At 66.4% G+C, this 24,876-nt stretch carries 27 protein-coding genes and 1 pseudogene; 13 read left to right on the top strand and 15 right to left on the bottom strand.

All coding sequences use genetic code 11. The features are described from left to right. Positions 1-50 precede the first annotated feature (50 nt). The gene (lexA, locus tag A4R44_RS41265) at positions 51-704 is read right to left on the bottom strand and encodes a transcriptional repressor LexA (protein ID WP_067593861.1); all 654 of its coding nucleotides are present in this window, start codon (positions 702-704) and stop codon (positions 51-53) included. A 129-nt stretch (positions 705-833) separates the two neighbouring features. Between lexA and A4R44_RS41260 the strand changes: the two genes are divergently transcribed. Then, positions 834-1,403, top strand: coding sequence for a hypothetical protein (locus A4R44_RS41260; RefSeq protein WP_067593858.1), 570 nt, complete (start codon positions 834-836; stop codon positions 1,401-1,403). Here A4R44_RS41260 and A4R44_RS41255 read toward each other — a convergent pair whose 3' ends face one another. Both A4R44_RS41255 and A4R44_RS41250 read right to left on the bottom strand, forming a co-directional pair. Further along, positions 1,404-1,859 carry a MarR family winged helix-turn-helix transcriptional regulator gene (locus tag A4R44_RS41255; RefSeq protein ID WP_232792009.1) on the bottom strand — a complete coding sequence of 152 codons (456 nt, stop codon included), beginning with the start codon at positions 1,857-1,859 and terminating at the stop codon, positions 1,404-1,406. Positions 1,860-1,880: 21 nt separating this feature from the next. Continuing rightward, a pseudogene (locus A4R44_RS41250) lies at positions 1,881-2,057 on the bottom strand (VOC family protein); the annotation flags it as partial. Between the two features lie 50 nt (positions 2,058-2,107). Between A4R44_RS41250 and A4R44_RS41245 the strand changes: the two are divergent. After that, entirely contained in the window at positions 2,108-3,616 is a 1,509-nt protein-coding gene (locus tag A4R44_RS41245; protein WP_067593853.1) for a recombinase family protein, read from the top strand. Between the two features lie 247 nt (positions 3,617-3,863). Here the strand turns inward: A4R44_RS41245 and A4R44_RS41240 are convergent, their stop codons facing one another. Genes A4R44_RS41240 through A4R44_RS41225 form a run of 4 tightly spaced genes read right to left on the bottom strand, consistent with a single transcriptional unit; the run spans position 3,864 to position 7,667 of the window. Then, on the bottom strand, positions 3,864-6,215 hold the full coding sequence (locus A4R44_RS41240; RefSeq protein ID WP_067593850.1) for a hypothetical protein: 2,352 nt from the start codon (positions 6,213-6,215) through the stop codon (positions 3,864-3,866). Beyond that, a complete protein-coding gene (locus A4R44_RS41235) occupies positions 6,212-7,009 on the bottom strand; it encodes a hypothetical protein (protein ID WP_232792008.1) in 798 nt (265 codons plus the stop codon). Before A4R44_RS41235 ends, A4R44_RS41240 begins: the two co-directional genes overlap by 4 nt. Then, complete coding sequence (locus A4R44_RS41230) at positions 7,006-7,338, bottom strand: hypothetical protein (RefSeq protein ID WP_067593980.1); 333 nt, start codon at positions 7,336-7,338, stop codon at positions 7,006-7,008. The genes A4R44_RS41235 and A4R44_RS41230 overlap by 4 nt, the downstream gene beginning before the upstream one ends. Next, positions 7,335-7,667, bottom strand: a complete 333-nt coding sequence (locus A4R44_RS41225; protein WP_067593847.1) for a WhiB family transcriptional regulator — start codon at positions 7,665-7,667, stop codon at positions 7,335-7,337. Before A4R44_RS41225 ends, A4R44_RS41230 begins: the two co-directional genes overlap by 4 nt. Before the next feature lie 360 nt (positions 7,668-8,027). Here A4R44_RS41225 and A4R44_RS41220 point away from each other — a divergent pair, with 360 nt between their 5' ends. Beyond that, complete coding sequence (locus tag A4R44_RS41220) at positions 8,028-8,408, top strand: XRE family transcriptional regulator (RefSeq protein WP_067593977.1); 381 nt, start codon at positions 8,028-8,030, stop codon at positions 8,406-8,408. 182 nt (positions 8,409-8,590) lie between these two features. Next, positions 8,591-9,736, top strand: coding sequence for a hypothetical protein (locus tag A4R44_RS41215; RefSeq protein ID WP_067593844.1), 1,146 nt, complete (start codon positions 8,591-8,593; stop codon positions 9,734-9,736). Here the strand turns inward: A4R44_RS41215 and A4R44_RS41210 are convergent. Next, positions 9,671-10,069: a transcriptional regulator gene (locus A4R44_RS41210; protein ID WP_067593841.1), complete on the bottom strand. Its 399-nt coding sequence runs from the start codon at positions 10,067-10,069 to the stop codon at positions 9,671-9,673. The two genes, A4R44_RS41215 and A4R44_RS41210, sit on opposite strands and share 66 nt — an antisense overlap. A gap of 223 nt (positions 10,070-10,292) precedes the next feature. Here A4R44_RS41210 and A4R44_RS41205 point away from each other — a divergent pair, with 223 nt between their 5' ends. Beyond that, on the top strand, positions 10,293-11,462 hold the full coding sequence (locus A4R44_RS41205) for a hypothetical protein (protein ID WP_067593837.1): 1,170 nt from the start codon (positions 10,293-10,295) through the stop codon (positions 11,460-11,462). Between the two features lie 9 nt (positions 11,463-11,471). Here the strand turns inward: A4R44_RS41205 and A4R44_RS41200 are convergent, their stop codons facing one another. From A4R44_RS41200 to A4R44_RS41185, 4 genes are read right to left on the bottom strand one after another with little or no spacing between them, the layout of a single operon-like run. Beyond that, the gene (locus A4R44_RS41200; protein WP_067593833.1) at positions 11,472-12,245 is read right to left on the bottom strand and encodes an ESX secretion-associated protein EspG; all 774 of its coding nucleotides are present in this window, start codon (positions 12,243-12,245) and stop codon (positions 11,472-11,474) included. A gap of 12 nt (positions 12,246-12,257) precedes the next feature. Next, positions 12,258-13,544, bottom strand: a complete 1,287-nt coding sequence (locus tag A4R44_RS52110; RefSeq protein WP_067593829.1) for a hypothetical protein — start codon at positions 13,542-13,544, stop codon at positions 12,258-12,260. Beyond that, entirely contained in the window at positions 13,544-14,140 is a 597-nt protein-coding gene (locus A4R44_RS41190; RefSeq protein WP_067593975.1) for a DUF3558 domain-containing protein, read from the bottom strand. The genes A4R44_RS52110 and A4R44_RS41190 overlap by 1 nt, the downstream gene beginning before the upstream one ends. Before the next feature lie 8 nt (positions 14,141-14,148). Further along, entirely contained in the window at positions 14,149-14,556 is a 408-nt protein-coding gene (locus A4R44_RS41185; protein ID WP_067593826.1) for a hypothetical protein, read from the bottom strand. A 227-nt stretch (positions 14,557-14,783) separates the two neighbouring features. Here A4R44_RS41185 and A4R44_RS41180 point away from each other — a divergent pair, with 227 nt between their 5' ends. The 3 genes from A4R44_RS41180 (at position 14,784) to A4R44_RS47000 (ending at position 16,881) form a co-directional block, all read left to right on the top strand. Further along, positions 14,784-15,335, top strand: coding sequence for an NUDIX hydrolase (locus A4R44_RS41180; RefSeq protein ID WP_067593973.1), 552 nt, complete (start codon positions 14,784-14,786; stop codon positions 15,333-15,335). A gap of 314 nt (positions 15,336-15,649) precedes the next feature. Then, positions 15,650-15,997 (top strand): hypothetical protein, encoded by a 348-nt coding sequence (locus A4R44_RS48645; RefSeq protein ID WP_157905130.1) that lies wholly within the window; start codon positions 15,650-15,652, stop codon positions 15,995-15,997. Then, positions 15,994-16,881, top strand: a complete 888-nt coding sequence (locus A4R44_RS47000) for a Scr1 family TA system antitoxin-like transcriptional regulator (RefSeq protein ID WP_157905129.1) — start codon at positions 15,994-15,996, stop codon at positions 16,879-16,881. The genes A4R44_RS48645 and A4R44_RS47000 overlap by 4 nt, the downstream gene beginning before the upstream one ends. A gap of 459 nt (positions 16,882-17,340) precedes the next feature. Here A4R44_RS47000 and A4R44_RS46995 read toward each other — a convergent pair whose 3' ends face one another. Further along, entirely contained in the window at positions 17,341-18,258 is a 918-nt protein-coding gene (locus tag A4R44_RS46995) for a hypothetical protein (protein WP_095213934.1), read from the bottom strand. A 476-nt stretch (positions 18,259-18,734) separates the two neighbouring features. Further along, positions 18,735-19,364, bottom strand: coding sequence for a LysE family translocator (locus A4R44_RS41165; protein WP_067593817.1), 630 nt, complete (start codon positions 19,362-19,364; stop codon positions 18,735-18,737). A gap of 114 nt (positions 19,365-19,478) precedes the next feature. On the opposite strand from A4R44_RS41165, the gene A4R44_RS41160 reads away from it, so the two are divergent. The 3 genes from A4R44_RS41160 to A4R44_RS41150 are packed head-to-tail and all read left to right on the top strand — an operon-like array spanning position 19,479 to position 22,386. Then, the gene (locus A4R44_RS41160; protein ID WP_067593814.1) at positions 19,479-19,952 is read left to right on the top strand and encodes a hypothetical protein; all 474 of its coding nucleotides are present in this window, start codon (positions 19,479-19,481) and stop codon (positions 19,950-19,952) included. 41 nt (positions 19,953-19,993) lie between these two features. Next, positions 19,994-20,311 (top strand): DUF6191 domain-containing protein, encoded by a 318-nt coding sequence (locus A4R44_RS41155; protein ID WP_338080371.1) that lies wholly within the window; start codon positions 19,994-19,996, stop codon positions 20,309-20,311. Between the two features lie 50 nt (positions 20,312-20,361). Next, positions 20,362-22,386, top strand: coding sequence for a protein meaA (locus tag A4R44_RS41150; protein ID WP_095213933.1), 2,025 nt, complete (start codon positions 20,362-20,364; stop codon positions 22,384-22,386). Here the strand turns inward: A4R44_RS41150 and A4R44_RS41145 are convergent. Continuing rightward, a complete protein-coding gene (locus tag A4R44_RS41145) occupies positions 22,383-23,006 on the bottom strand; it encodes a cysteine hydrolase family protein (RefSeq protein ID WP_093573134.1) in 624 nt (207 codons plus the stop codon). The genes A4R44_RS41150 and A4R44_RS41145 overlap by 4 nt on opposite strands. A gap of 71 nt (positions 23,007-23,077) precedes the next feature. Here A4R44_RS41145 and A4R44_RS41140 point away from each other — a divergent pair, with 71 nt between their 5' ends. Continuing rightward, a complete protein-coding gene (locus tag A4R44_RS41140; RefSeq protein WP_067593811.1) occupies positions 23,078-24,076 on the top strand; it encodes a GlxA family transcriptional regulator in 999 nt (332 codons plus the stop codon). Continuing rightward, on the top strand, positions 24,049-24,822 hold the full coding sequence (locus tag A4R44_RS41135; protein ID WP_067593808.1) for an enoyl-CoA hydratase-related protein: 774 nt from the start codon (positions 24,049-24,051) through the stop codon (positions 24,820-24,822). The genes A4R44_RS41140 and A4R44_RS41135 overlap by 28 nt, the downstream gene beginning before the upstream one ends. Positions 24,823-24,876 lie beyond the last annotated feature (54 nt).

Raw genomic sequence — 24,876 nt, 5'->3', positions numbered from 1 at the left:
AGTCGTGAGTGGCGGTCCCGGTGAGAACCGGGACCGCCACTCACGACGGCTCACATGCTGCGGAGCACCGAGACGACCACGCCGAGCACGGTGGCCCGGTCGCCGTCGAGCACGTCGTAGGCCGGGTTGCGGGGCTCAAGGTAGACGTGCCCGTTGCGGCGGCGGTAGACCTTCACCGTCGCCTCTTCGTCGATCATCGCGGCGACGATCTGGCCCGAATGCGCCTCGGGCTGCTGCTTGACCACGACGATGTCGCCGTCGCAGATCGCCGCGTCGACCATCGAATCGCCGCGCACGCGCAGCCCGAAAACGGTGCCGCGGCCGGTGAGCCCGCGCGGCAGCTGCAGAACGTCGTCCACGTGCTCCTGCGCGGAGATCGGCGTGCCCGCCGCGATGTCGCCGACCACCGGCACCGGCACGGAGTCGCCGCTTTCGCGCGAGGGGAGGTCGCCGAGGAAGGCGCGCACGTCGATCGGCCGGGACATGGTGGAGCTGCGGCGCAGGAAACCCTTGTCCTCCAGCGCGGCGAGATGCTTCGACACCGAGGACGTCGACCGCAGCCCGACCGCTTCGCCGATCTCGCGCGTGCTCGGCGAGTACCCGTGGCTGCCCACCCAGTCCCGGATGGTGGCGAGGATGTGCTGCTGCCGCTCGGGCAGGGCCGAAGCGTCGAGATGGTCGAAGACGTCGTCGTAGGCGGTCACCGGCCGATCGTAGAGGGCGTCCGGGCCGGTCGCCGGGGGCGGGGGCGTTGTTCCGGCAGTTGTTCCACTGTGGACTGTGGATGCGCTTGGTAGAGTCTTCCCTCCGGAGGGTGACGAAGGGGGACGGGAATGACTCAGCCGAAGATGCCGGGGATCGGCATCGCGGTGGCGGTGTTGCTCGCGCTGCTGGAGATCTACGCGGCATACAGAGGCGTCCGGTTGGCAGGCTACATCGTGGGCGGCAGGAGCAACGTCAGCGTCTCCGATTGCCTGTCTGCGGCCTCCCTGGTGCTGGCGATCGTGGTGCTCGTCGGCGTCGCGATGATTTTCGCGCGGCGGCAATCGGCCGGCCGGATTCTGCTGTGGGGCGCTCCGGTGCAGCTCCTGTGCGCGCTCGTCGGGGTGATCCTTTCCCATACCTGGTGGGAGAGCGTCGCGTTCGCGGTGATGACGGTACTGGCGGTGGTGCTGTGGCTGCCCGCGGTGTCGGCGAAGACGCCTCCGCCCATGGGATACGGGATGCCTTACGGGACACCGGTTCCGGGGATGCCGCAGTACCCGGGGCAGCAGTATCCGCAGCAGTACGGCGCTGCGGGAATGCCGCAGCCGTACCCGCCGCAACAGCCTTGTCCGCAGCAGCCGATGCCGGGGCGATGGCCCGCCTCCGGCCCGCCGCGGCAGGGCTGGCCGGGCCGGTGATCACTGCCCCGCGAAGTGCCGCTGCTCGTCGGTGACCTCCGCGAGCAGCCGCTTGAACTCCGCGTACTCGCCCCGGCCGAGCCGCTGGGCGTGCCGGTCCTCGATCCCGGCGAGAACGCGGGTCGAGGCCGCGATCATCGCCTGCCCGCGTTCGGTCGGGCAGACGAGTTTCGCGCGCCGGTCGGCCGGGTCGGGGCGGCGTTCGACGTAGCCGAGCGCCGCGAGTTCGTCGACCATCGTGCCGATGACCTGCTTGCGCCGTCCGGACAGCCGGGACAGCTCGGTCGCGCGGGCGCCGTCCGGGCCGAGGTAGGCGAGCACCGCGCCGTGCCGGGGGCTCAGATCGCCGAAACCCTCGGCGGCCAGCGCGGTGAACAGCTCCCGCTGCACCGCGAACAGCAACCGCCCGGCGAGCATGCCGAGGTCGGGGTGCGCGGGCATCCGGGGGTCGGGCACGGCGGAGATCGTAGCGCGGGGTCAGGACCGCCGGGGAAGCACGCAGAATTCGTTGTCTTCGGGGTCTTTCAGCACGATCCAGTGGTCGTTTTCCGGATTTTCCACGACTCTCGCGCCGAGGGTGACGAGACGGGCCGCCTCGTCGCGCTGGTGCACGGTGTCCGGCGCGATGTCCAGGTGCAGCCGGTTCTTGCCGGTCTTCCCCTCGGGAAGTTGTCATCAAGAAGTAACCGGGTGACGATGGGGCTATGACCAGCAAGGATGCACCTTCGACCAGGTACGTTGCACTGTATTGCCGGATTTCTGTGGACCGGGCGGGTCGCCGGGAGGGTGTGCAGGCGCAGGAACGCTGGGGCCGCGCGTACGCCGCAACACGCTGGCCGGGCGTGCCGGTCGTGGTGTTTGCGGACAATGACCTGTCTGCGGCCGCCGACGATGTTGTCCGTCCCCAATACGAGCGGTTGCGCGAAGCGATCGAACGGGGAGAGGTTGCGCACCTGTGGGCGGTGGAGCAGTACCGCATCGAGCGCCGCGAGATTCAATGGTTTGAGTTGGCGGCTTCGCTGGACGCGGCAGGAGTCGCGGAACTGCACACCGACCGGGACGGCATCGTTCGCATCCGCGATGAAGTCGCTGGCATCAAAGCTGTGCTTGGCGCAGCCGAGGTGCGGCGGCTCAAAAGCCGGGTCAATGACATGCTGGCGGAAAAGGCAGCGCTGGGCGAACCGCCGGGCGTCCGCCCGTTCGGCTACAAACATGCGAAGAGAAAAGACGGCTCTAAGACGTATGTGCAGGTTCCGGAGCAGGCGGCGGCGATTCGCCAGGCCGCTGAGTGGGTGCTCTCCGGCTGGTCGTTGGCGAACATTGCCGCAGAGCTGAGCAAGCAGGGCTTGCGCGGTGCTCACGGCGGGACGATTCGCCCTGGCGCAGTGCGGAACTGGGTCACTCTTCCCACGGTGGCGGGACACCGGGTTTACCGGAATTCGATTGTGGGTCGAGGAAATTGGGAGCCGATTTTGGATGAGGATACCTGGCAAGCGTGCAAGCTTAAGCTGTCTCAGCCTCGCCGGGTCAGGCGCGCGGATGGAAAGGGAACGTATCCGGTAACCGAGAGGCACAAGGGTAATGCGACCGGACGCAAGTACCTGTTGACGGGCGGCCTGGTGGTGTGCGGGGTGTGTGGGGCGCGCCTGACCGGATCGCCCAAGCAAATTAAGAAACGGCGGGTTCCGTATCTGACTTGCCATCCCAACGTCGGAGGCAAGGGATGTGTTGGCATCTTGCTGAATGAAACCGAAAAATTTGTGCTCGACAGCTTGTGGGCAGAACTGGACAAGCCCGAGTTCTTGCAGTCGATCGCGGCGGACGAGCATGGTCCGCGCCGCGAGGCCATCACCAAAGAACTGGACGGCTTAGAGCGTCAACGCCGCGAGTTGGCGGCGATGTGGGGCACGCCGGGCACGTTGACGTCGGGCGAGTGGCAGGAAGCGCGGGACGCGATCGCGGCGAATGAGCAGCGTTTGCGAACGGAGCACGCGACGTTGCCGCCCAAAGCGGTGGACGTGGACATTGATGCCGTGCGCCGGGCGTGGCCGGACATGACATTGGACGAACAGCGGGAGTTTCTGCGGATGTTCATCGAGAAGGTGACGGTGGTTCCTGCGCTCCCTGGTCGGCCTCGCGTTTATGACTCGGACCGGGTGAAAATCAAGTGGCGGAACTTGCGGCAGACCACGGCGGCGGAGGACTCCGATTGAGCCGCCAGCGGTGCAGGCCAGACGACAAGAGCCCCGGCAACCCATGGGTTGCCGGGGCTCTGATGTGTTCAGGGTCGCTTGTCGGGCGTGGGGGTGGCTGCCTTGCCTGTCTGGTCATGGGGCCGTCCGGTCTGACGTGCCAGGGCTAACCGCACGATGCGCGCAGCTCGCCCGAGCGTGATGGGATCGTCAAGGGCACGGGTCGAGTGGGTCTGTCCGGGGGCGACCGTGCGGGCTGATCTGTCCGTCATCGGCGCTTTGCCTCCGTCCTCCCGTCTTCGGGGAGGGAGTGCGAGCGTGCGATCTCTCCGCCCTGTTTCTCGGGGCTTTGGGGGGTGTTCCGGCGGGTGCGCTTGCGCCTCCCCGAGTCGCGTTCTCCCTGTTCAGATGGGGGAGTTGGGGCATTTCGGCGACCGGGGAGAACTCCCCGGCTCCCCGTGTCTTCCCCGCTCTCTTCCCCGCCTTCCCGGTCCTCCCGTGCAGCGAGCGCAGAGGCGACGTCACCGGCGCGGATGACCATGATTCCGTGCGATTTGGCCGGGGCGAGGCCGTAGTCCGCGAGAGCGGCGGAGAGGTCGGTCAGGGTCCATCCGTCGTACTCGTCGGGGTTGTGGGCGATGAGCCGGGCAAGGACGGTTTGCGTGCGTACTCGCGCCTCTCCGGCGCACATGTCCGCGATGTCGGCGAGGTGATCGGCCGGTTCCGGCGTCTCGTCTTCCGCCCTGGCGGTGAGGGCGACCGGCCGCCCGTGTTCGGCCAGCAGCGCCATTGCTCGGGCGATGACCGGGGTTACCAGGTCGGTTCCGTCCTCAAAGGTCACGTAGAAGGTGCGGACCAGTTCCCACGGCTCGTCGGTGATGCCGACCGCGACACAGGTTCCCCGGTCGGTCTTCATCCTCAGTTCGGTTGCGCGGATGCCCGCCCGGTACCGGCCCGCGCCCAGCAGCCCGTCATTGGCGATGTGGTCGGCCACGGCGAACGCGACCCCGCACGAGACGTTGCGGGTGATCTCCTTGGGAATGCTGTCTTTTGTCGGCGACTGGGTGGCCAGCAAGAGGATGATTCCGTACTTGCGGCCGCGTTTGATCAACCGGACGGCCAGTTCTTCGGCTTGCTTCCCGTGTTTCTTGTGCTGGAACAGTTCGTGACACTCGTCGATGGCGAGGATGAGCGGGTGCAAGCCCAGCGCCGGGCGGTCGGCGAGTTTGCGGGAGACCTTCGGCGGCTGCCCCGGCTGAGCGCCCAGTGTCCGGCCGCGCCGTTCCATCTCCTCTGTGAGGTCCCTCAACGCTTGGACGGCGTCGGCGGCGACTGAGTCGTCCATCCCCATCCGATAGCGGCTCAGGCGCGGTTTCAGGGGCTCGAAATCGGGACTCTCGCCCATCACGAACACCTGCAGTTCGGCGGTGGGGTCCAACGCGGCGCCGAGCAGCAGCGTCCGCATCGCCGCCGTCTTGCCCTGCCCCGGTCGCCCGCCGATCAGCCAATTGGCTTCCAGCAAGGGCGCGTTCACGACCAGGCCGCGCTGGGTCAGCCCGAACGGCACGCCCTCGAACACGTCCGCCGTGCCCTCGTGCAACAGCGGCCAGTCGCCCGCACCGCCTTGCAACGTGCCCTTGTCCGCGACCCAGAGGTCAAGCACTCCGTCTTCATCGCCCTTGGTGGGCCAGGTTTCCAGCGACGCGCGCCCGAGGTTCGCGGCCAGCGTGGGGCGGCGGTCGGCGACCATGTCGGCGGTCACCCCGAGCGGCATCCGGATCCGGGCGAACGTGCCGTCTCCGTCCGTCCGGGGAGGGATGGGGTAGACCAGTTCCCCGCCGTTCTTGAAAAACGCGTTCATCGGCGCTATGCCGAGATGCGCCAGCGCCCGGGAGATCATCCGGTCGTCCACCCACGAATCCGCGTCCGCCCGGTCCGGCTGAGTCAGCCAGCCCGCGCCGGGCGTGCGGTCGCGTCCTTCCCACACCGCCGCCGCGATCCAGCCGAGCGGGCCGAGAATCACCAGCCACGACACCGTGAACCGGACCGCCGCCGCACCGAAGTCCCGCACCTCGTAGACCGTGACCAGCCAGCCGGGCATGCCCGCCCGATCGAACAGCATCTCGACCAAGGCGAGCAGGACCAGCACCACCGTGAGCACGGCCGCGCTGATCACGGTGCGGCGCAACCCGATTCCGAGTTTCGCCCATCGTGCTTTGGCGTCGGCGCGGATGGTTTCCTGTGCTTCGCGGCGTGCTTGCGCGTCGCCGGACATCCGGGCTTGGCGCGCGTCGCTGCGGAGGTCCGCGTAGGTGGCCCATGTCCAGGCTTTGGCGATCCAGCGGCCGTGTCCGCGCAGCAGGAACCACAGCAGCCGCATCACGTCCGCCGGGAGTTTCCGCGCCCGGTAGGCCAGCAGGCCCCGCCACCGTGCCACGCGACCGGACTCGCGCACCCGCCCGATGAGTCGTCCGGTGCAGTCGATGAACGCCCGCCGCACCACCGCCACCGGCCGCCGGTCCGCCGTCGCTCCACTGTCCTCGGCGGTCACGATCTCTCCGTCGTATATCTTCGGCACCAGCTCGCCCGCGTGGTCGTGCGGGTTCTCCGAGGTGTTCATCGCTCACCCCCGTCGTCGGCGTCGAGGGCGGCGGCCAGCCGGGAGGACAGGCCGCGCGAACACCCGGTGACCTCCCGCACCCACGCCGGGGACACGGTCACCTCCGGCGTCCGCACCTTCCGGGCGAGGGCGAGATATTCGGCGAACGACGTCCGGCGCCGACGGCCGGACGCGGCGCCCGCTGAAACTCCCTGGTCGGAGGCAGGTTTTTTCGGCCCGTCCGCAGCCGGCGACGTCGCCGCGGATGTCGCCGGCATTAGGCCGATCGTGGCCGGGCGCGGCTGGCCACGATCGGCGGACGCTCCCGGTTCCGGCACCGACAAGCACCGCTCCGGCCCCGGCGCCGACGGGCGGCCCGCCGAGACCGCCGCCGCGGACTGTGCCGCGCCGAGCTTGTCTCGCAGGTCGGTGACCGCTTCGGCGGCGACGAACACGACCAGCGGCGGCACCGAGTGCAACACCACCCCGGCGGGGCTCCCGGCCGTGAACGCCTCCCAGGTGTTCATGACGTAGGTGGCGGTGAGCGTGAACCACTTCGCCGCGCGCACCCACCGGCCCGTGCGGACTCCGTGCCGTGCGGTGACTTGTTCTGCCCGCAGGATGGACAGCAGCACCACCGACACCATCGGATCCAGCAGCCACGCCGTGCACCACGGCAACGACCATGAACGCGCGCCGTTCGCGGCGAACTGCTGAACGTTGGTCATCGTGAACGCCAACCCGAGCAGCACGCCCGCCCAGCACAACCGATCCACTTGTACGGCAACCCGTTCGACCGATTCGGCCCCGTTCATCGGCGACCACCCCGCCGCGTCTCCCGCCGGAAGTCCACAGCGGTCACCGTGAGCGCCCGGACCAGCGTGTAAGAGGAGAACAGCGCGGGCAGGCCGAGCGCCGCGACCCGCAGCAGCCACGGCGCCCCGGGGTAGGTGAACGCCAGCCACTGCACCCCGGTCAGCACCGCCGCGCCGACCACGACACGGCCCGCGAGAGACAGCAGCCGGGCACTCGCCCGCGCGGCGTCCGCCGCCCGGCGGGCACGGCGAGCGGACGCACGCCACACCCACAACACCAGCAGCGCCACACCCAGCGCCGCGAACAACACGGTCGGAGAGACGTTCATGAACGGCCCCCGTCCCGGCGGTGCCGCCATACCGGGTAGAGCGCACGCCGATCCGTGTCTGGCAGCGCGCCCCACACCCCGACTGTGTCCGGTCCCGCAGTACGCAAGTCCAGTTCACGGCACTCATCGATCACAGGGCAGCCCGCACACATGCGAAACGCCAGTTCCCGGTCAGGGGTAGCTTCGCCGGACAGTCGGGGCACGTCAGACCGGTCGAATGCCCAGAAGCACAGGCCGTCCCGGGTCACCACTTCGTTCAGAACGTCGTCCGGCGTCGTGGCGTACCGGTCGAGTTGGGCAGCCATCTCCTTGTAGTCGTAATCGGTCATCGCGCACCGCCGTCAAGCACACGCCGGAGTTCGGCGGCGGAGATCACCAGCCGGGAGCGCCGACGCTCCGCGCGGAGCGTGCCAACCCGGATTGCGCGACGTACCTCGTTGGGGTCGATGCCGAGAATCCATGCCGCATCGGCCAGAGAGTGGAACGCCGGTCGACCGGCGTCAGGAAGGTTCTTAGTCATGAGTTGAGTCCCTTGAAAGCAAGAACGATGATTTAAGCTGAATTAATGCGCTTATTTAGGCGCACAAAGGCAAGAGAATGGTCCGAATGCGCGACGCGGTGCCGATCTTGGGCGTCGCGGATTCCGTCAAGCGCTAATGTCGGCGCTGAGGCGGACCACGGAGGAATGGGTGTCGGAAGACTGGGCGGCGGTCGCGAGGACCATCAACGAGCGCGTGCAGGAACTCGGATGGAAACAACGCGAGCTGGCTGAACGCTCGCAGGTCTCGCAGGCGATCGTCCGCGAAATCCAGAACCACACCGTGGAACGCAAGCGCAGTGACCGGACGCTCGAAGCGCTGGCCTTGGCTCTCGGCCTGCACCCGCAACACCTGCTTGCCGTGTTGCACGGCCGCATCCCGCCAGCTCTTGGGCAGCCGCGCGAGGACATGGAAGATGCCGTGTCGGCACGGCTTGCCGTCATCGAGCGCCGTCTTTCCGAGATCACCGACCAGCTCGCCGCGCTGCGGGCAGACGTCGCCGACGCACTGAGCCGGCCGGGCGAGCAGTAGGCACCCGATGTCCATGGGTGCCGAGTGCCTAAACAGCCGGAGCGCCGTGGCGATTTCGTTTGCGTTCATGCCCCAAGGAAACGGCAGCAAAGGCCGTTTCCGCAGATGGCTGAGGTTAACCGCGGCCCCATTAACTGCAATTAACTACGCAGGTCAGAGCGGTTATCCGCGAAAGGTCTCAGATGGCTGAGACAAGGCTCCAAGCCGTCCGCAGGCATCTCGGCTACAAAGCTGACGACGTCATCAAAATGCTGCTGCGTCGCGCCGACGCACTTGCCGTTCCCGTGATGTCCGCGACCAGTCTCAAGACCAAGCTGTCGCGCTGGGAGAACGGGAAGGAAGCGGTCAGTCAGCCGTACCGCCGTCTCTTCCGCGACGTCTACGGCCGCACCAGCGAAGAACTCGGCTTCCCGCAGGAGGAAGCGAACGACGAAGCGGACGAACTGATCTCCAGGCTTGCGCAGGCCCGCTCCGTTGACGCCGAAACCGTGGAAGTCTTCAAGCGGCAGGTAGAGCAAGCGCGGCACGTTGACCGACGGTTCGGCGGCGTAGCGCTGCTCGATCAGCTGCGCAGCAATATCGAGCAGCTTCAAGGCTTCCTCGGTTTCAGCACGACGAACGGACAGCGCCAGGCATTGGCGGGCGTGCTGACCGAGGCGTCGGCACTGGCTGGTTGGGAAGCGCTCGACCGTAACGCGATCCGGCAGGCTTGGGAGCATCACGAAACGGCCAAGGCTGCCGCGCGCGAAGCGGGGTCACCGATTCTGCTCGCACATTCGACCGCGCAGCAGGCATTCATCCTGATCGACCTTGGCGAAGTCCAAGCAGCCGTCGATCAGCTCGCCGAAGCGCGTGCGCTGGCGGAACGCACGGCACCGCCAGTGCTGCGCGCGTGGATGGCGGCAGCGCACGGGGAAGGACTCGCAGCGGCGAATCAGCGGGACGACGCGTTGCGGGCGTTCGACGCGGCGGGCACCCACCTCCCCGCCGACCCAGTGGACCCAGCTTTGCCGTTCCTGTTCCTGGGCGGAGCGCACCTCGATCGATGGCGCGGCAACGCATTGAGCAAGCTCGGCGAGCCGGACGCCATCCAGCAGCTCACCGCCGCGTTGCCGCTCCTGCCGCCGGACTTCATCCGCGCCAAGACGGGCATGCTGGTCGATCTGGCATTCGCCTACGCGGCAGCGGGAGACCGAGACGCTTCGCTCGACCACGCGAGGCAAGCGCGACGGCTTGCCTCGCAGATCAAGTCGGATCGACAGTTACGGCGTCTCAGCGGCCTGATCTTGCCGGGGAGCGCCGCGGACGCCGTGCGATTCGCCAGCTGACGCGCGGGCATCGGCAAGCGCTTTTGACGCGGTCACAGTGAGGCGGTGCAATCCGGACAGGTGCGTGGACAGCTGGTCGATTCCACGGTCTGAGATGCGCCATTCCGACCGGCGGCCATCGGTCGCCGACCTCGTGTCCACGTAGCCAGCCGTACGGAGGTTGGCTAGTTGCTTCGACAACACGGCCGGTTCCAGCGTCAGCCTCAAGCGCAGCGCGGCGTATTCGTGCCACCGCTGATCAGCCAGGATGACCGCGATCAGCAGCCGGACCGGTGGAACCAGAATCGGATCGATCCCCTCGGTAAACCCTTTCACGAACACGAAGCGCGTCATCACTCGCCGCCCTCGACGCGGAAGGCATTCGCACGACGGTGCCACGCGAGGTCAAGCCGCGCCGGATCGAGTGTCATCGTCCAAGTCCCTCCCCGCGGCACGCCCGCTACAGGAGTCCGCCACCTTCATTGAGCTGATATGAGCGTGTATGGTGTAGCTATTTCAGCGCAAGGGCACGATCGGGCCATTTAGAGGCCGCTGCGGGGCCGTAGAGGTGGGGAACATGGCAGCAAGCGACGAGGGAACCCGGCGACCGCGGACGCTGCTCGAACAGAAGATCTGGGAGCGTAACCAGTCGTTATCCGAATTCGCGGCATTCGCAGAGGAGTTCGCCCGCCGGTCGGGCGAGCCGGGAACGCTCAGCGAGCGCAACCTCAAGCGGCTGGTTGCCGGACGCCGGACGGACGGCGCGAAGGTCGGACGTCCCCGCCCCGCCACTGCGCGTCTGCTCGAACGTCTCTTCGGAACGAGCATTGACGAGCTTCTGGAGCCGAGCGGACCTTCCACCGCCGCTGTCGATACAGCCGAACAGGAGCTGCGCTCCGCCATCGCGACCGCCAAGCGGATCGACCCGGGCGTAGTCGCACTCATGCGTGGGCAACTGACGGCAGCGCGCGAACTCGACCGGAAACTAGGCGCAGCCACCGCATCGGACGAAGTTGCGGTCAAGATTGACCAGGTCGCCCGGTTGCGTTCGTACAGCCTGGCCGCCGGAACGCGCAGCCAGCTTGCCGCGTTGCTCGCCGAATTGAGCGCCCTTGCCGGGTGGCAAGCACTCGACCAAGGACGGGTCGCCACCGCGTGGAACCATTACGAGAGCGCGAAACAGGCTGCGAGCGAAGCTGATGATTCTTCCTTCGCCCGGCACATTGAAGCCGAACAAGCTTTCGTGCTGCTGGACATCGGGCACGCGGCCGATGCCGTCGAACGGCTGTCGGCGACCGAAGACGATGGGCGGGCCGATACCGGCCGTCTGCTGCGTGCATGGCTGGCGGCTGCGCACGGCGAAGCACTCGCTGCGAGCAACCGGCGTTCCGACAGCCTCCGCGCGTTCGACCGTGCGGAGTCGCTGCTCCCGTCCGACCCGTCCGCGGCTGACGGCCCCTACGTCGTACTCGACCCGGTGCATCTCGCCCGCTGGCGGGGGAACGCGCTCGCTCGGATCGGCGAGGCGGGTGCCGTCGACGTTCTCTCCGCCGCCCTGCGAGACCTCGACCCGAGTTTTACCCGCGCAGAAGCAGGGCTCCGTGTCGATCTGGCCACCGCTCTCACCGTCGCGGGCGAACACGACGAAGCGAGTCGTCACATCACCGAAGCTCGTGACTTGGCAACGGAAATCGGCTCGGCTCGCCAGCTACGTCGACTGGCGCGGCTGACGGACAACCGTCACTGACGACCGAGATCAGTCGTGCAGTCCGCGCATGGTGGCGTCCAGAGTCGCGGCGATGTAGTCGGCGCTGCCTGGGCCGCAGGAGATGATGTCCTCGCTGTCGGCACCGTTCTGAAGCATCGCCAGGACCCGGCCGTGGTCGACGGTGTCCACCGCGGACAGCGGATAGCTTGACGAGCGCTTGCCGTTCGCGCGACTGGCTACATAGAACTGGTGCACGGCACTGCGCGACGCGGCCATGAGCGTACGCATCTGCTCGGCAGGATCGGGCGCGGTGTAGTCGCTGGTCGTGTCCAAGTCGTACGACTCGGACACCGACCCTGTCTCGTACTCTGCGCGAGGCACCCTGATTTCACCGATCATGGCCGGACGAACGTCAGGCAGCGTGTCGACCACCGCCCGGCACAAGCGCCCGGCCGGAATACGAACCAGCGTCGCCGTCTCGTCCTCCACGGTGATCAGCAATCCTTCGCGTCCGGCAAGGACCGCCAACGCCGCGGAAGTCCGTCCGTCACGAGCGCCGGAGAGGCGATAGCACTCCGCGTCCGCAGTCGAGATTCCCCACAACACGTCGCGGAAATCCCCGGTCAGCCGCTGCCGGCGCAAGTCGTAGAACCCCGGTTCGGCAAGGACCTGCCGCATCAAATCATCAAACGTGGCCGCTGCGTCGTCTTCCAGCCACCACTCGACCACACCCAGCACAGGATGCGCCGCACCGATCCGTTCCCACTCCCACGCCCTGGCCAAAGCGACGCGCGGCACCGTCACCGGTTCGTCAACGAGCATGACCGGCAACCGCTACTTGCCGATGACAGGCGGTATGGCCTTGCCGTCGTACCCGAACAACGCGTTCGGATCCGGCTCCAGCAGGTACGAGGCGGACTTCTTCTCCTTGTCCTCCTCCTTGCCACCCTTCCCCGCCCCAGCGGCACCCATCGGCATGCCGTTGGCGCCACGAGCGCCCGCCGCGCCTGCCCCGCCTCGCGTCACCGGCTCTTCCACTGGTCCAAGCCGACCCGAACCAGTCGACCGTCCCGGACCGCCAGGGCCACCAGCACGCGCACCCGCCCCAGGCGTTCCCGGCATCCGCCCACTGGTCCCCGGCTCGCCTGCGCCGGGCACGCCACCGGCGAACCCGCCGCTGAAGCCGGAACTCCCGCCGGGTCCGTTTCCAGCACCGTACGAAGACGACCCGCTTCCTCCCGGAGCGAACGGGGTAAACCGGTTCGCGTCACCGCCACCCACCCCGGATTCCGTCGGCGGGACCCAACCCGCCGACTGCGTGCCGTCGCCGCTGTTGCCCTGTGCCACAGGCAAATGCGCGGCAGGGATTTGTTGGTTGCCGACCTGCCCGGCGCTGTTCCCTGCGTAATGCTGCGTGGACGGCGAGACGAAAGAGCTGGCCCGGTCCGACTGCGACGACCCGGAATCCGGACCGGACGACGAGCGCGGCTCGAACGTCGAATGCCCGCCGCTCGTAGCCTGCTGATTCGTTGTGGCAGAAGGCTTCCCGACCGTGAAGTCGCCCTGTGCGTCGGACATCTGGCCGTACTCGGTCGGCATGGCTTGGGCATGTCCGTCGCTGGTCGACGTAAAGCCTTGATAGATCTGGTTGTTCCGCTGTACCGCCGCGTTGCGCTGGTTGATCTGGTCTTCGGTGTCGGTGTCCCAGGGCGACAGCTTGTCCACCATGTCCCGCGTCGGCGGCCAATCGGACACGTCCTGCAACGAGTCGCGAGTGGACTGGAACGCATGACTCTGATCGGTCAGGGTGTTCTGACCTGTGCCCAACGCCGACGATGACGCGATCGCCACCTGCGCAAGCGGCTGCAACCCGCCGCGGGCCGCGTCACCACTCTGACCGGACCACGCCGCTTCCAACCGGGCCACGATCGCCCGCGTGTCCGACTCGATTTCCTGCTGCTTCAAGGCATGGGACCGGGCCACGTCCTGGGCCTGCCCCAAACTGCCCAGTCCCGGACCCTGCTTCACTCGCCGCACCAGTTCGCCCGGCAGGATCAGCTTGCCTTCCTTCTGTTGCTGTTCCATCCAGGACTTGACAACTTCATTTGCCGAATCGAACATCACGCGCCTGCTTTCAACGTCGTGACCGCCAGATCCGCAACCTTCCGTGCGTCATCGCACGGATCGCCTTGGCCCACCGCCGAACTGGCGAACTGGACATCGGCCTCGAACGCTGCGTTGTCAGCGATCCCCACGGCGACGTTGCACATGCCCTTGGAACGCTCGTCGGACGGGCCGTAGGCAACGACTGGATATCCCTGCACCGGAGCCAGAACCTTGAGGAAGCCGCGGCCTTGCGTCGCGTACACGTCGGCTAGGCCGCGCTTCCAGGCATACACGAACTGAATACCGACCAGAGATCCGCGGGAATCATCACCCCATGAACAGGACTTCGCGACCCCGGTGTCCTTCGCCGCTGGGCTGCGCGTGGGCGTCTTCGAGAACAGGCCATTGACCTGGGCTGAGGTAAGCGCCGCGCACGGATCGCCCTGGATCAGAGCGGGAGGCAAGGGCGAAGTGATCTTCGGGACCGACGGATCGGTACTCAGCGCGGTTGAACTCGCGCTCGGTTCCGGGGTGCCCGGCGTGGTCCCCGAACACCCTGTGAGCGTGCACGCAACAGCCAGGCCAGCTGCAACACTGACAAACCTCGACACGCCAGTCACTAGAAGTGGCCCCCGTTACCCTTGACGCTTACGGTTTGCGCGGCCTGCTGGTCGTTGTCCTCGTGAATGCCAAGCGCAGACTGAATCTTGCCGATGAAAACGCTTACAAAATCTCGTTGCTTGACAAGCGAGTCCCGGTAGGCCGTGCCAGATTTGTTGGAAGCGTCGGTGTTACGCAGCGACGCAGGATCGTTGCCCGGCGACTGGATTGACCACATCGGCACCGCCTCGCGAAGCAGATCAGATATCTGGCGGTGAAGCTTCTGCAAGTTCGCCAGTTCCGCAGTCATCGCATCCCTGTCGAGAGAGAAGGCTCCGCCGGCCGACCCGCCGCCACCGGCACCTCCGCCGCCTTCGCCGGACACCACGAACATGGCCGCGTTCAACGCCTGCTCTTGCCCTGCCACTGCACGCCTCCCCTGACACACTGTGGGCACCTCGCCTCGCACCGATAGTAGCCAATTGGCAACAAACTGTCCCTGGAACGTCACAGGTCACCCCAACCGGCATCCGCACCTGCTCTGACCTGGCTATACAGGAGCAGCGTCGCGGTCGACCAGGGACGTCAGAGCGACGTTCAATGTCCGTCGCATGTCCGTTCCACGGACATTGACAGCCCCGTAGGGTGCTGGGCGTGACTGACGAGCATGGGGCGTGGCAGACCTTCGGCGAACGGACCATCTACGACAACAAGTGGGTGCGGCTCGGCCTGGCCGACGTGCAAGCGCCGAATGGCGAGCGGTGGGATTACCACGTGGTCCACCTGGCGCGCATCGCCATCGGATTGATCGTGGACGACCAGGATCGGGTGCTGATGCTGTGGCGCTACCGGTTCCCCACTGACCAATGGGGCTACGAACTGCTCGGAGGCCTCGTCGAGGACGGCGAGGAACCGGCAGTCACAGCAGCTCGCGAGATCCGGGAGGAGAGCGGCTACCAGCCTCTCGGCGAGGCCGAGCACCTGATCAGCTTCGAGCCGTTGCCCGGACAGGTGACCGCGGGCACCGACGTGTATCTCTGGCGGGGAGCCGAAAAAGTCGGCGAACCCACAGACACTGAAGAAGTGGGCAGGCTGGAGTGGGTTCCGCTCAGCCGGATACTGGAGTTGGCGCAGCGGCAAGAGCTTCTCGGCGCGGGAGCGCTGGTGCCGTTGCTGTACTACGTCGCCTCACGCGGTACACGATAGAAACTGGCTCCTGCCCGGCCTCAGGTTCGTTGTCTGCGCCGTCATTGGCGGCCACACAGTGCCGTTCTGGCCGATCGAAGCCTGCGGACTGGGAACGACGGCACGGGATCAGGTCGTCTGCTCGGTTGCTGCGTGGCCCCGTTGGGGCACCGCAGTGGCCCTTCCCTGGCCTTTCAATGAAATCATTCCACCTGCGACGCTGATGTCAGCGTCTGCAGTTGCTATCGCTGGTCAGGGTGGCTTTCGAGCGCCAGCGGATCACGAACAGGTCGGCGACCTTCTGCGAGACGCGCCAAGTCGCGCAGGAGGTCCCAATGGGCTGGTGGATCCGCTTCGACGGCACCGAGATCGACACCGATCCGGATACCGGCGAGATCATCGACGACAGCGAGGCCGTACGGCTCTTCGCCGAATTCGTTCTGAGCCACGTCGAGCGATGCGTCACCATTCAAGCCCTGGCCGCGCGAACTGGCCTTGACGAGTGCGTCATCGAGACGGCGCTCGCAGTCGCTCGCGAACACCGAAGCCAAGCAGGGACGCTCGTTTCCGCCACATCTCCTGGCACCTGCACACCACTTCTTCTCTCCCAGCCTGCGGCAGTGAGCTTCCAGCACCACCGCGGCGAGAGCGAAGCTGCCGCCTCAGAGGGGCAGTCCCGGTGAAGCCGCTACAGAGCCGCAGTGGCGGATGTCGCGCACGGGCGGCGGTCCTCGGTGTAGAACTCCGCGCCGTACGGGAAGAAAAGCCATTCGGGGTGCGCGAACTGGCTCGGCGAGTTGGCATCAGTCCAGCACAATTGAGCAGTTGGGAGTTAGGAATACGTAGTCCCAGTCCCACGGATGTGGCCGGAATCCTCGGCGCCCTCGGGGTCGTCGGTGAGCGAAAGCACCGCATTCTGCAAATCGCTGAGTTCGCCGAGTCCGATGTCATCGTGCTGGGCCAAGCAGGCAGACCGAGCCACATCGCAGTGGCGAACGCATGCGCCAGTACGGCGCGCAGCATCGTGGACTGGCATCCACTGCTTGTGCCGGATACACTGCGTACCCCCACTTACGCGAAAGCTGTCCAGCTCGCAACGTTTCCGCGAGGAGTCGCGGCCCAGGTCGTACTCAATGCACGAACGCGGGCCCTAACCAGTCATTCGCACAAGCAGGAAGCCGACTTGGCCGTCTTCGTCGGCGAGCGCGCGCTCACGCACCCCCTCGTTGATCCGGCCGTCACAGCGCAGCAACTAAGGTTCCTGCTTGAACTCGCGGACGAGAGACGTGCACGGAAGACCACCATCAACGTCGTGCCCGACCACAGCGCAGGCGCAGAGACCGCATTCACCCGCTACTACACGCACGTCGGACCGATCACATATTTCCCTCACGGGCTTTGCGGCTCATTCATGCTCGACCACCAGGACGCCTACAGTGCGGTTATCGATCGCCTCGCGGTCACTGCCTACCAACCACGAGAGTCGGCGGCACTGATCGCCCAACACGCAGCACGACTTGATCTCGAGCTCAAGGACGCGAAGCGAGGTGCGGGACCAGCGATCTGAGCGTCCGATGGCAACTTGCGCGCCGTAGTCGCTCCGCCAAGTACGCAACCGCATCAGACGGCCAGCGGGTGTGAGCCAGCGCTGAACCTTCGCGGCGCCGAGAGGGCGCCACCCGCAGCGTCATCCCTGGACGTCGAAGACCCGTTACCTTAACGATGACCTGTGGCTGCCCTCTTGTGTCAAGAGAAAGCCCGCCCGCGCAGGCGACTTCACGCTGCTGATCACTTGACCTGACTCACATAATTCCAGGTTGCGAGCAGGCAACAAAATGCAAGTCAGCCCTAGTGGACCCTATGGGAATTTAACGTTTTCAACCAAGTGAAGGGGTCGCGACAGGAATTTTTCAATTTGATAGGTTTATCAAACTCTTATGGCTGAGAATTTGACAAACGCGCCAATGAAGCCGGAAATGAATTGGACAGATACCTATTGATTCCTTTGATGCGGTTTGAGTCACGCTTATTCCATGCCCCAATTTGGCGGACGGTCGGCATTGAGCTGCTTAAGCAGCTCGGGGTCGGCATCCGGCTTCAATGTCATGTTGCTGGTAAGCCAACGCATCGCAGGCCCCACGAGTGCAGAAAGGTCAAGCCCTGAAAGTACCACATACTTGTATGCGGCATATTGACTCATCTTGAGAGCGGATTGGATCACTTCGACCATGACGGTGGAGTCGGGAAGCCTTTGCGCACGGAAATGCCCGCGCTCATCTTCATTGCCCGTAGTCAGAGTCTGTAGTTCAAGATTTGGCCAGTACATGCCGTGCGCAGCCCCACTTGCAGCTCGCCAAAGTCGCTCAATGCCCACTGGCTCAAGATCGAGATCATTAGGCTCGCAGGCTGATTTCAGCACCGCAAGGTAGCCGTTCGGCGGCTTTACATCCTGCTCGGTGAACACTGAACCCACCCTGGCAAGCAACTCGTTTTCCCGCGTTCGACAGGCTTCCTTGTGCTCCGGACTAGGCGAGCTTTTTTTGTGTTCTTGAATATCCCATCGGATTAGGCTGAGATGCCGCCGGACGCACTCCTTCGAGTTATTTGCACTTAGAATCCAGACGGCTTGAGCCGAGCTTTCCAATGCAGCTCGCGCCAGTGTATAGGTTGGCCTGAGCGTGAAGTTTACGGTCTGTTCGGGGTGGAATTTAAGTGGTGCTGCATTGTCGGCCCACATAAGTAGATGTTCGAAAGCTGCTTCCACATAATGTCGAACTCGGTCGGAAACCTTTTCGTGCGGGTACAGCTCATTGACATTCGCGAAGATTGATCCATCCATGGGATCGCCGCATGCCTGGACCATGTGCCAAGCGATCCGACTTCCTTGAGCTACCTCGGTAAACGCCTGACTGTGTTCTTTCGGAACCGGATAAGGAGTCTTCACGCCTAGACCATACAGGAAAGATCGCAATGGAAAACCATCGATTGACCAGCGTCAGAAACAAACCATCCTCTTGCGGCCGTTACGAGTAAAAGATGCGCGTAGTCGTCGAGAACACGCAGAGTTCCGCGTTTTGCGACCTGTTTCGACTAAGGTGCGACTATGCAGCGTCGCACGTGGAACCTCGCTGCCTGACGGCTAGCCGTGTCAAGGTGCAGACGCCAGGTGCACACCCGTGCAACGTATGAAAGGCGGACCTGGTGGCCGGGCTCCCGCCGGACCCGTCTCGCCCGGCCCGGCAGGTCTGTACGGGTAAGCGGTATACAGGCCCGTCCGACGTGCGGGAGAGGAGCAGCGGACTCTCGCTCTCCAAGATGTTCCCACGCCAGTACCAACCGCGTCAGAGGGTTCGAAGTGCCTAGAAATGCACGTCACAAGTAGGTAACCAAATAGGTATCCGCTCTCACCGGGATAAACACTCACGAGGATTCCAGGGCCAGCGCCGCGCCGAACCCGACCAGTGCGGTGCCGGTCACCCCGTCCAGCGCGCGGCGGACCTTGCGACGGCTGAGCCACGCGCGGACCCGGTGCACGAAGAACAGCAGGACCAGCAGCCAGATCGTGCCCAGCACGGCGACCGTGTACGCGAGCACCAGCGCGTCCCAGGTCGTCGTGCGCACCGGGTCGAGGAACTGCGGCAGCACCGACAGGTACAGCACCAGCACCTTGGGGTTCGTGATGTTCGAGAGGAACCCTTCGCGCCACCGCCGGAAGCCGCTGGTGCGCTTGCGCTGAGTGTCGGCGACCGCGTCGTAGTTGCCGCGCCACGCGCCGCGCAGTGCCTGGAAGCCGAGGTACAGCAGGTACGCCGCGCCGAGCCACTTGAGCGTGAGGAACACCGGCTGCGAACGGGCGATGACGACGCCCAGCCCGAGCGCCGCCGCGGTGCCCTGAACCGCGTTGCCGGCGAAGATGCCCGCCGTCGCCAGCAAGCCGCCGCGCGCCCCGCCGGACAGCGCGTTCTTCAGCATCACCATCGTGTCCGGCCCCGGCGCGAGCACGATGAGGACCACGATCACCAGATAACTGCCGTACCCGCTCCACGTCACGTCTGACCACGGTAGATCCCGGATCGGCCGACGTCTCGCGGATTTCCGTCACAGTGCTTTCGGCCGACCGGGCGAACCGGACGGCGTGCGCTCTTCGGGAGCGAGGAGGGCCTCATGTACCCGCTGGCCGAAGGCGAACAACTGCTCTGGTCCGGGCGGTCGAACCTTCACGGTTACGTCGTAGGGACGGCGGCCTTCGCTGCGCTCGGCGTCGTCGCCAGTTCGAAATACGGCGCGCATTTCGAGATCTTCGTGCTGCGCCTAGCTTTGCTGGGGACGGCGCTCGGGCTGAGGACAGAGCGGAACCGGCAGCGCAAGAGCCTGGTGGGCGTCCTGACTTATCTGGTGACCGACCGCCGGATCGTGTTCGTCGCCGAGCGGCCGTCAGGTGTCGAGTTTCGCTGGGCGTGGTTCACCGAGCTTCGCACGCCGCGAGTGCACGACTACCGTGACGGCACTGGCACCGTCGACTTCCATCCGACCCTCAGCGAGTGGCTCCGGGACCAGAAGTACCGGGCGCAGCAGCCGGCCTGCCGATGCTGCCTGAGCTGGTGGCTATCGCCGACCCGGCCCACGTCGCCGAGCTGATCGCCCGGAACGCTCCGCGTGCCCCGGTCGTTGGGTGAAATATGCTGCTGACCTTGCTGGGTCTCTCGCTGCCGGTCGCCACCATCGCGCTGCTGATCGTCGGCGGGTGGGAGCTGCGCCGGAAGAAGAAGCCGTCCCGGCTCAAGGCGCGGCTGTCCTCGACGTACCTCGACGAGGTCACCGCGTTCCTCTACGGCACCAAGCGCAATGAGCTCGAACACCGGGATTCGGTGGAGATGACGCTTGAGGAGGACGCGCAGGGAGCGCCTCCGCTGGGTACCGTCGACCTCGACCGCGGGGTAGTGGTCGTCCGGCCCGGCGCGTCACCCGGGCGTGGCCGAATCCACTCCGCCGATTAAGTTACCGGCGGGTACACTCGGGCGGTCGTCTCGGCGAAGAGAGGTGCACCGTGCCGTACCCCACCGACCACGAGCGCGACCGGCCCTGGGTGATGCGCACCTACGCGGGTCATTCGTCCGCCGCCGCGTCCAACGAGCTGTACCGGCGGAATCTCGCCAAGGGGCAGACCGGGCTGTCGGTCGCCTTCGATCTCCCGACGCAGACCGGCTACGACCCGGACCACGTGCTCGCGCGCGGCGAGGTCGGCAAGGTGGGCGTGCCGGTGTCGCACATCGGCGACATGCGGCAGCTGTTCGACGGCATCCCGCTGGCCGAGGCGAACACCTCGATGACCATCAACGCGCCCGCGATGTGGCTGCTCGCGCTGTACGTCTCGGTGGCCCGCGAACAGGCCGAGGCGCAGGGCCGCGACGTCGACGAGGTGCTGGCCAAGCTCACCGGCACCACGCAGAACGACATCATCAAGGAGTACCTGTCGCGCGGCACCTACATCTTCCCGCCGGGGCCGAGCCTCCGGCTGATCACCGACATGATCGCGTGGACCGTGCACCACGTGCCGAAGTGGAATCCGATCAACATCTGCAGCTACCACCTCCAGGAGGCGGGCGCGACGCCGACGCAGGAGGTCGCGTACGCACTGTGCACCGCGATCGCCGTGCTGGACGCGGTGCGCGACTCCGGCCAGGTCGACCAGGCCGACATGGAGAAGGTCGTCGCGCGGATCTCGTTCTTCGTCAACGCGGGCGTCCGGTTCGTCGAAGAGATGTGCAAGATGCGCGCGTTCACGCAGCTGTGGGACGAACTGACGCGCGAGCGCTACGGCGTCGAGAACCCGAAGGCGCGCCGGCTGCGGTACGGGGTGCAGGTGAACTCGCTCGGGCTGACCGAGGCGCAGCCGGAGAACAACGTCCAGCGGATTGTGCTGGAGATGCTGGCAGTGTCGTTGTCGCGGGGTTCGCGGGCTCGGGCGATTCAGCTGCCTGCTTGGAATGAGGCGCTGGGGTTGCCCCGGCCGTGGGATCAGCAGTGGGCGTTGCGGATGCAGCAGGTGCTCGCGTTCGAGACGGATTTGCTGGAGTACGAGGATATTTTCGACGGGTCGCATGTGGTGCGGGCGAAGGTCGAGGAGATTGTTTCCGGGGCTCGCGAGGAGATCGCGCGGGTGCAGGATCTTGGCGGCGCGGTGGCTGCGGTCGAGAGCGGCTACATGAAGTCGCAGCTGGTTTCGTCGCTCGCGGAGTATCGGCGGGGGATGGAGAACGGCGAGCGGGTTTTGGTGGGGGTCAACAAGTTCGAGACCACTGAGCCGTCGCCGTTGCAGGCTGAGGGCGCCAAGGCGATCGAGACCATTGATCCGGCGGTGGAGAAGGCCGCGGTCGCCTCGGTGGAAAAGTGGCGCGAGGAACGGGACAACGCCGCGGTGGCGGAGGCGCTCGCCGCGCTGAAGGCGAAAGCGTCCACTTCGGACAATCTGTTCGAGGCCACTGTGGACTGTGCGCGAGCGGGCGTGACGACCGGGGAATGGTCGGGCGCGCTGCGCGAGGTGTTCGGGGAATACCGGGCGCCGACGGGCGTTTCCGCGGCCTCGGCGGCCGGGCAGGGGGATCCGGAGCTGGAGCGCGTCCGGGAACTGGTTCGCCGAACCGAAACCGAACTGGGAGAGCGGCTGCGGATTCTCGTCGGGAAACCCGGTCTGGACGGGCATTCCAACGGTGCCGAGCAGGTCGCGGTGCGGGCCCGCGACGTCGGGTTCGAGGTGGTCTACCAGGGCATCCGGCTGACCCCGGACCAGATTGTCGCGGCCGCGGTGCAGGAAGGCGTGCACGTCGTCGGGCTGTCGGTGCTGTCCGGGTCGCATCTGGAGGTCGTGCCGCTGGTGGTCGACGGCCTGCGGGCGGCTGGGGCCGGGGATATTCCGGTTATTGTGGGTGGGATTATTCCGCCTGATGATGCTGCCCTGTTGACTGAGCGGGGGATTGCTCGGGTGTTCACGCCCAAGGATTATGAGCTGACGGACATTATGGCTGGAATTGTGGAGTTGGTTCGGGAGCGGCACGGGTTGGGCGGGGGCTAGCCCGGCGAGACCAGCGGGTCGTGAGGGGAACCCTCCGGAACTCTGATTCCCTCAGGGTTCCCCTCACGGAATGTGGCGAGGATTTCCTTGGTGGACTTGATCTTCGCGAAACCGTCGCCATGGAGGTTCGTCGCGGTCGCGCGATACAGCTCGTCGGCGGTCATGGTGGTGCCGTCCGGGCCTTCCAGATCGAAGGTGAAGGTGGCGTCCAGGGCGAAAGTGACTTCGTAGCCCAGGTTCCCGCCCATGCGTGCGGTGGTTTCGCAGCAGAAGTTGGTTTGGATTCCGGCCAGCACGAAGCTGGTGATGCCGCGGGTCTTGAACCACGCGTCCAGGTCGACGTCGCCGAGGAAGGCGGAGTTGACTTTCTTGCCGAAGAGCAGGTCCGGGCGGGCGCCGTCGAGTTCGGGTGTGAAGTCGTTGCCGGGCTGGCCGGGACGCAGCGGCGAACCGGGCGTGGTCGAATCGTGGTGCACGAGCACGACCGGGTCGCGCCGGTCCTGCCAGGCTCGCAGCAGGGCCTTCATGTTCGCTTCCGCGCCGGGGTTGTTGCGCGGTCCCCAGAACTCGGCGTCGTCGAATCCTCGCTGGACGTCGATCAGCAGCAATGCGGTAGTCATGGCCTCGATTCTGTCCGGGGGAGCGCACGGCGGGGAGTGGCACAAGATGCGCGATACGATACTTTTCTGCCATGCCTACGATCGGGGTGCTGCTTCTGCCGGGCAGCCGGATGTTCGACCTGGCGGTGATCGCGGAGGTGTGGGCTCAGGACCGCACTGACAGCGGTATCGGTCCGTTCGCGGTGCGCGTGTGCGCACCGGGGCGAGAGCGGACGCGGGTGTCGCCGTTTGGCGAAGTCGTCGCCACGCATGGACTTTCCGGCTTGGCCGACTGCGATCTGGTCCTTGCCCCGGGTCGGGACGATCCGCTGGCTGAAGTGCCCGCCGTCGCTCGTGCCGCACTTCGCCGCGCTCATCGCGCCGGTTCGACGGTGGCCGGGCTGTGCTCCGGAGCTTTCACCCTCGCCGCCGCCGGGCTGCTCGACGGCCGCCCCGCCACCACGCATTGGCGCGACCTGGACGCACTCGCGACGGCCGCGCCAGCCGCAGACCTTCGTCGCGACGTGCTCTACACCGAGCAGGACGGGGTGCTCACCTCGGCGGGTGTCGTTGGCGGTCTTGATCTTTGCCTGCATCTGGTGCGTCGTGATCATGGGGCGGAGGTGGCCGCGCGGCTTGCCCGGCGTCTGGTGATGCCGCCGGTCCGGGAAGGCGGGCAGCGGCAGTACGCGGAGGCTCCGTTGCCCGCCAGCGCTTCCCGGCCAGGGATCGCGTCCACAATGGACTGGGCACTGACTCGGCTCGCGGACGAGATCGGGGTGCCGGATCTGGTCGAACACGCGGGGATGAGTGCTCGGACCTTTCATCGCGAGTTCGCTGCCGCGACGGGGAGCACGCCTGGGCGGTGGCTGCTCGTCCAGCGGGTGCGGCACGCGCGGCGGCTGCTGGAGACCACGGATCTGCCGGTCGCCCGGGTGGCCGAGCGGGCGGGGCTCGGCAGCGCCGCGAACCTGCGGCGCCGGCTGCGGGCGGAGGTCGGGGCCGGGCCGGATTCGTATCGGCGCACTTTCCGCATCCCGCCGGTCGGGGTTACGGTCGGGGCATGGGCGAGTACGAGCACCTCCTCGTGAAGCGGGACGGGGACACGGTCACCATCACGATGAACCGCGCGGCGCGGCGCAATTCGCTGTCCGCCGAGCATCTCGGCGAGTTGCTCGCCGCGTTCGGCGAGGCGGGCGAGTCCGACGCGACCGGCATCGTGCTGGCCGCCGCGGGACCGGTCTTCTCCGCCGGGCACGACTTCGGCGACGTCGCCGCCCGTGACCTCATGGGGGTGCGCGAGCTGCTCACCCTGTGCACGACGCTGATGCGGACGATGGAATCGGTGCCGCAGGTGGTGATCGCCCGGGTGCACGGCCTGGCGACGGCCGCGGGGTGCCAGCTGGTGGCGTCGTGCGATCTGGCGGTCGCGGCGGAGTCCTCGGGATTCGCGCTGCCCGGCGGCAAGGGCGGCTGGTTCTGCCACACGCCCGCGGTGCCGGTGGCGCGCGCGATCGGCCGGAAACGCCTGATGGAACTGGCCTTGACCGGCGACGTGATCGACGCGGCGACGGCGCTGGACTGGGGCCTGGTCAACCGCGTAGTCCCGGACGACTCCCTGGACGAGGCGGTCGCCGACCTGCTCGGCCGCGCGACCCGCGGCAGCCGGGCCAGCAAGGCGATGGGGAAGCAGACCCTGTACGCGCAGCTGGACCGCCCGGAAGCGGACGCGTACGCGATCGCCGTCGAGGTGATGGCGTCGGCTTCGCAGCTGCCGGGGGCGCGGGAGGGGATGGCGGCGTTCCTGGAGAAGCGCAAACCCGACTGGACGGATTGACCAGCTATCGTCGGTGAGGGAATCAGATTCCCTCAGGGTGACGCGCACGGACTT

The organism is Amycolatopsis sp. M39 (assembly GCF_001651785.1).
Classification (GTDB): Bacteria; Actinomycetota; Actinomycetes; order Mycobacteriales; family Pseudonocardiaceae; genus Amycolatopsis; species Amycolatopsis rubida.
This window is presented reverse-complemented; position numbering and strand designations above follow the sequence as displayed.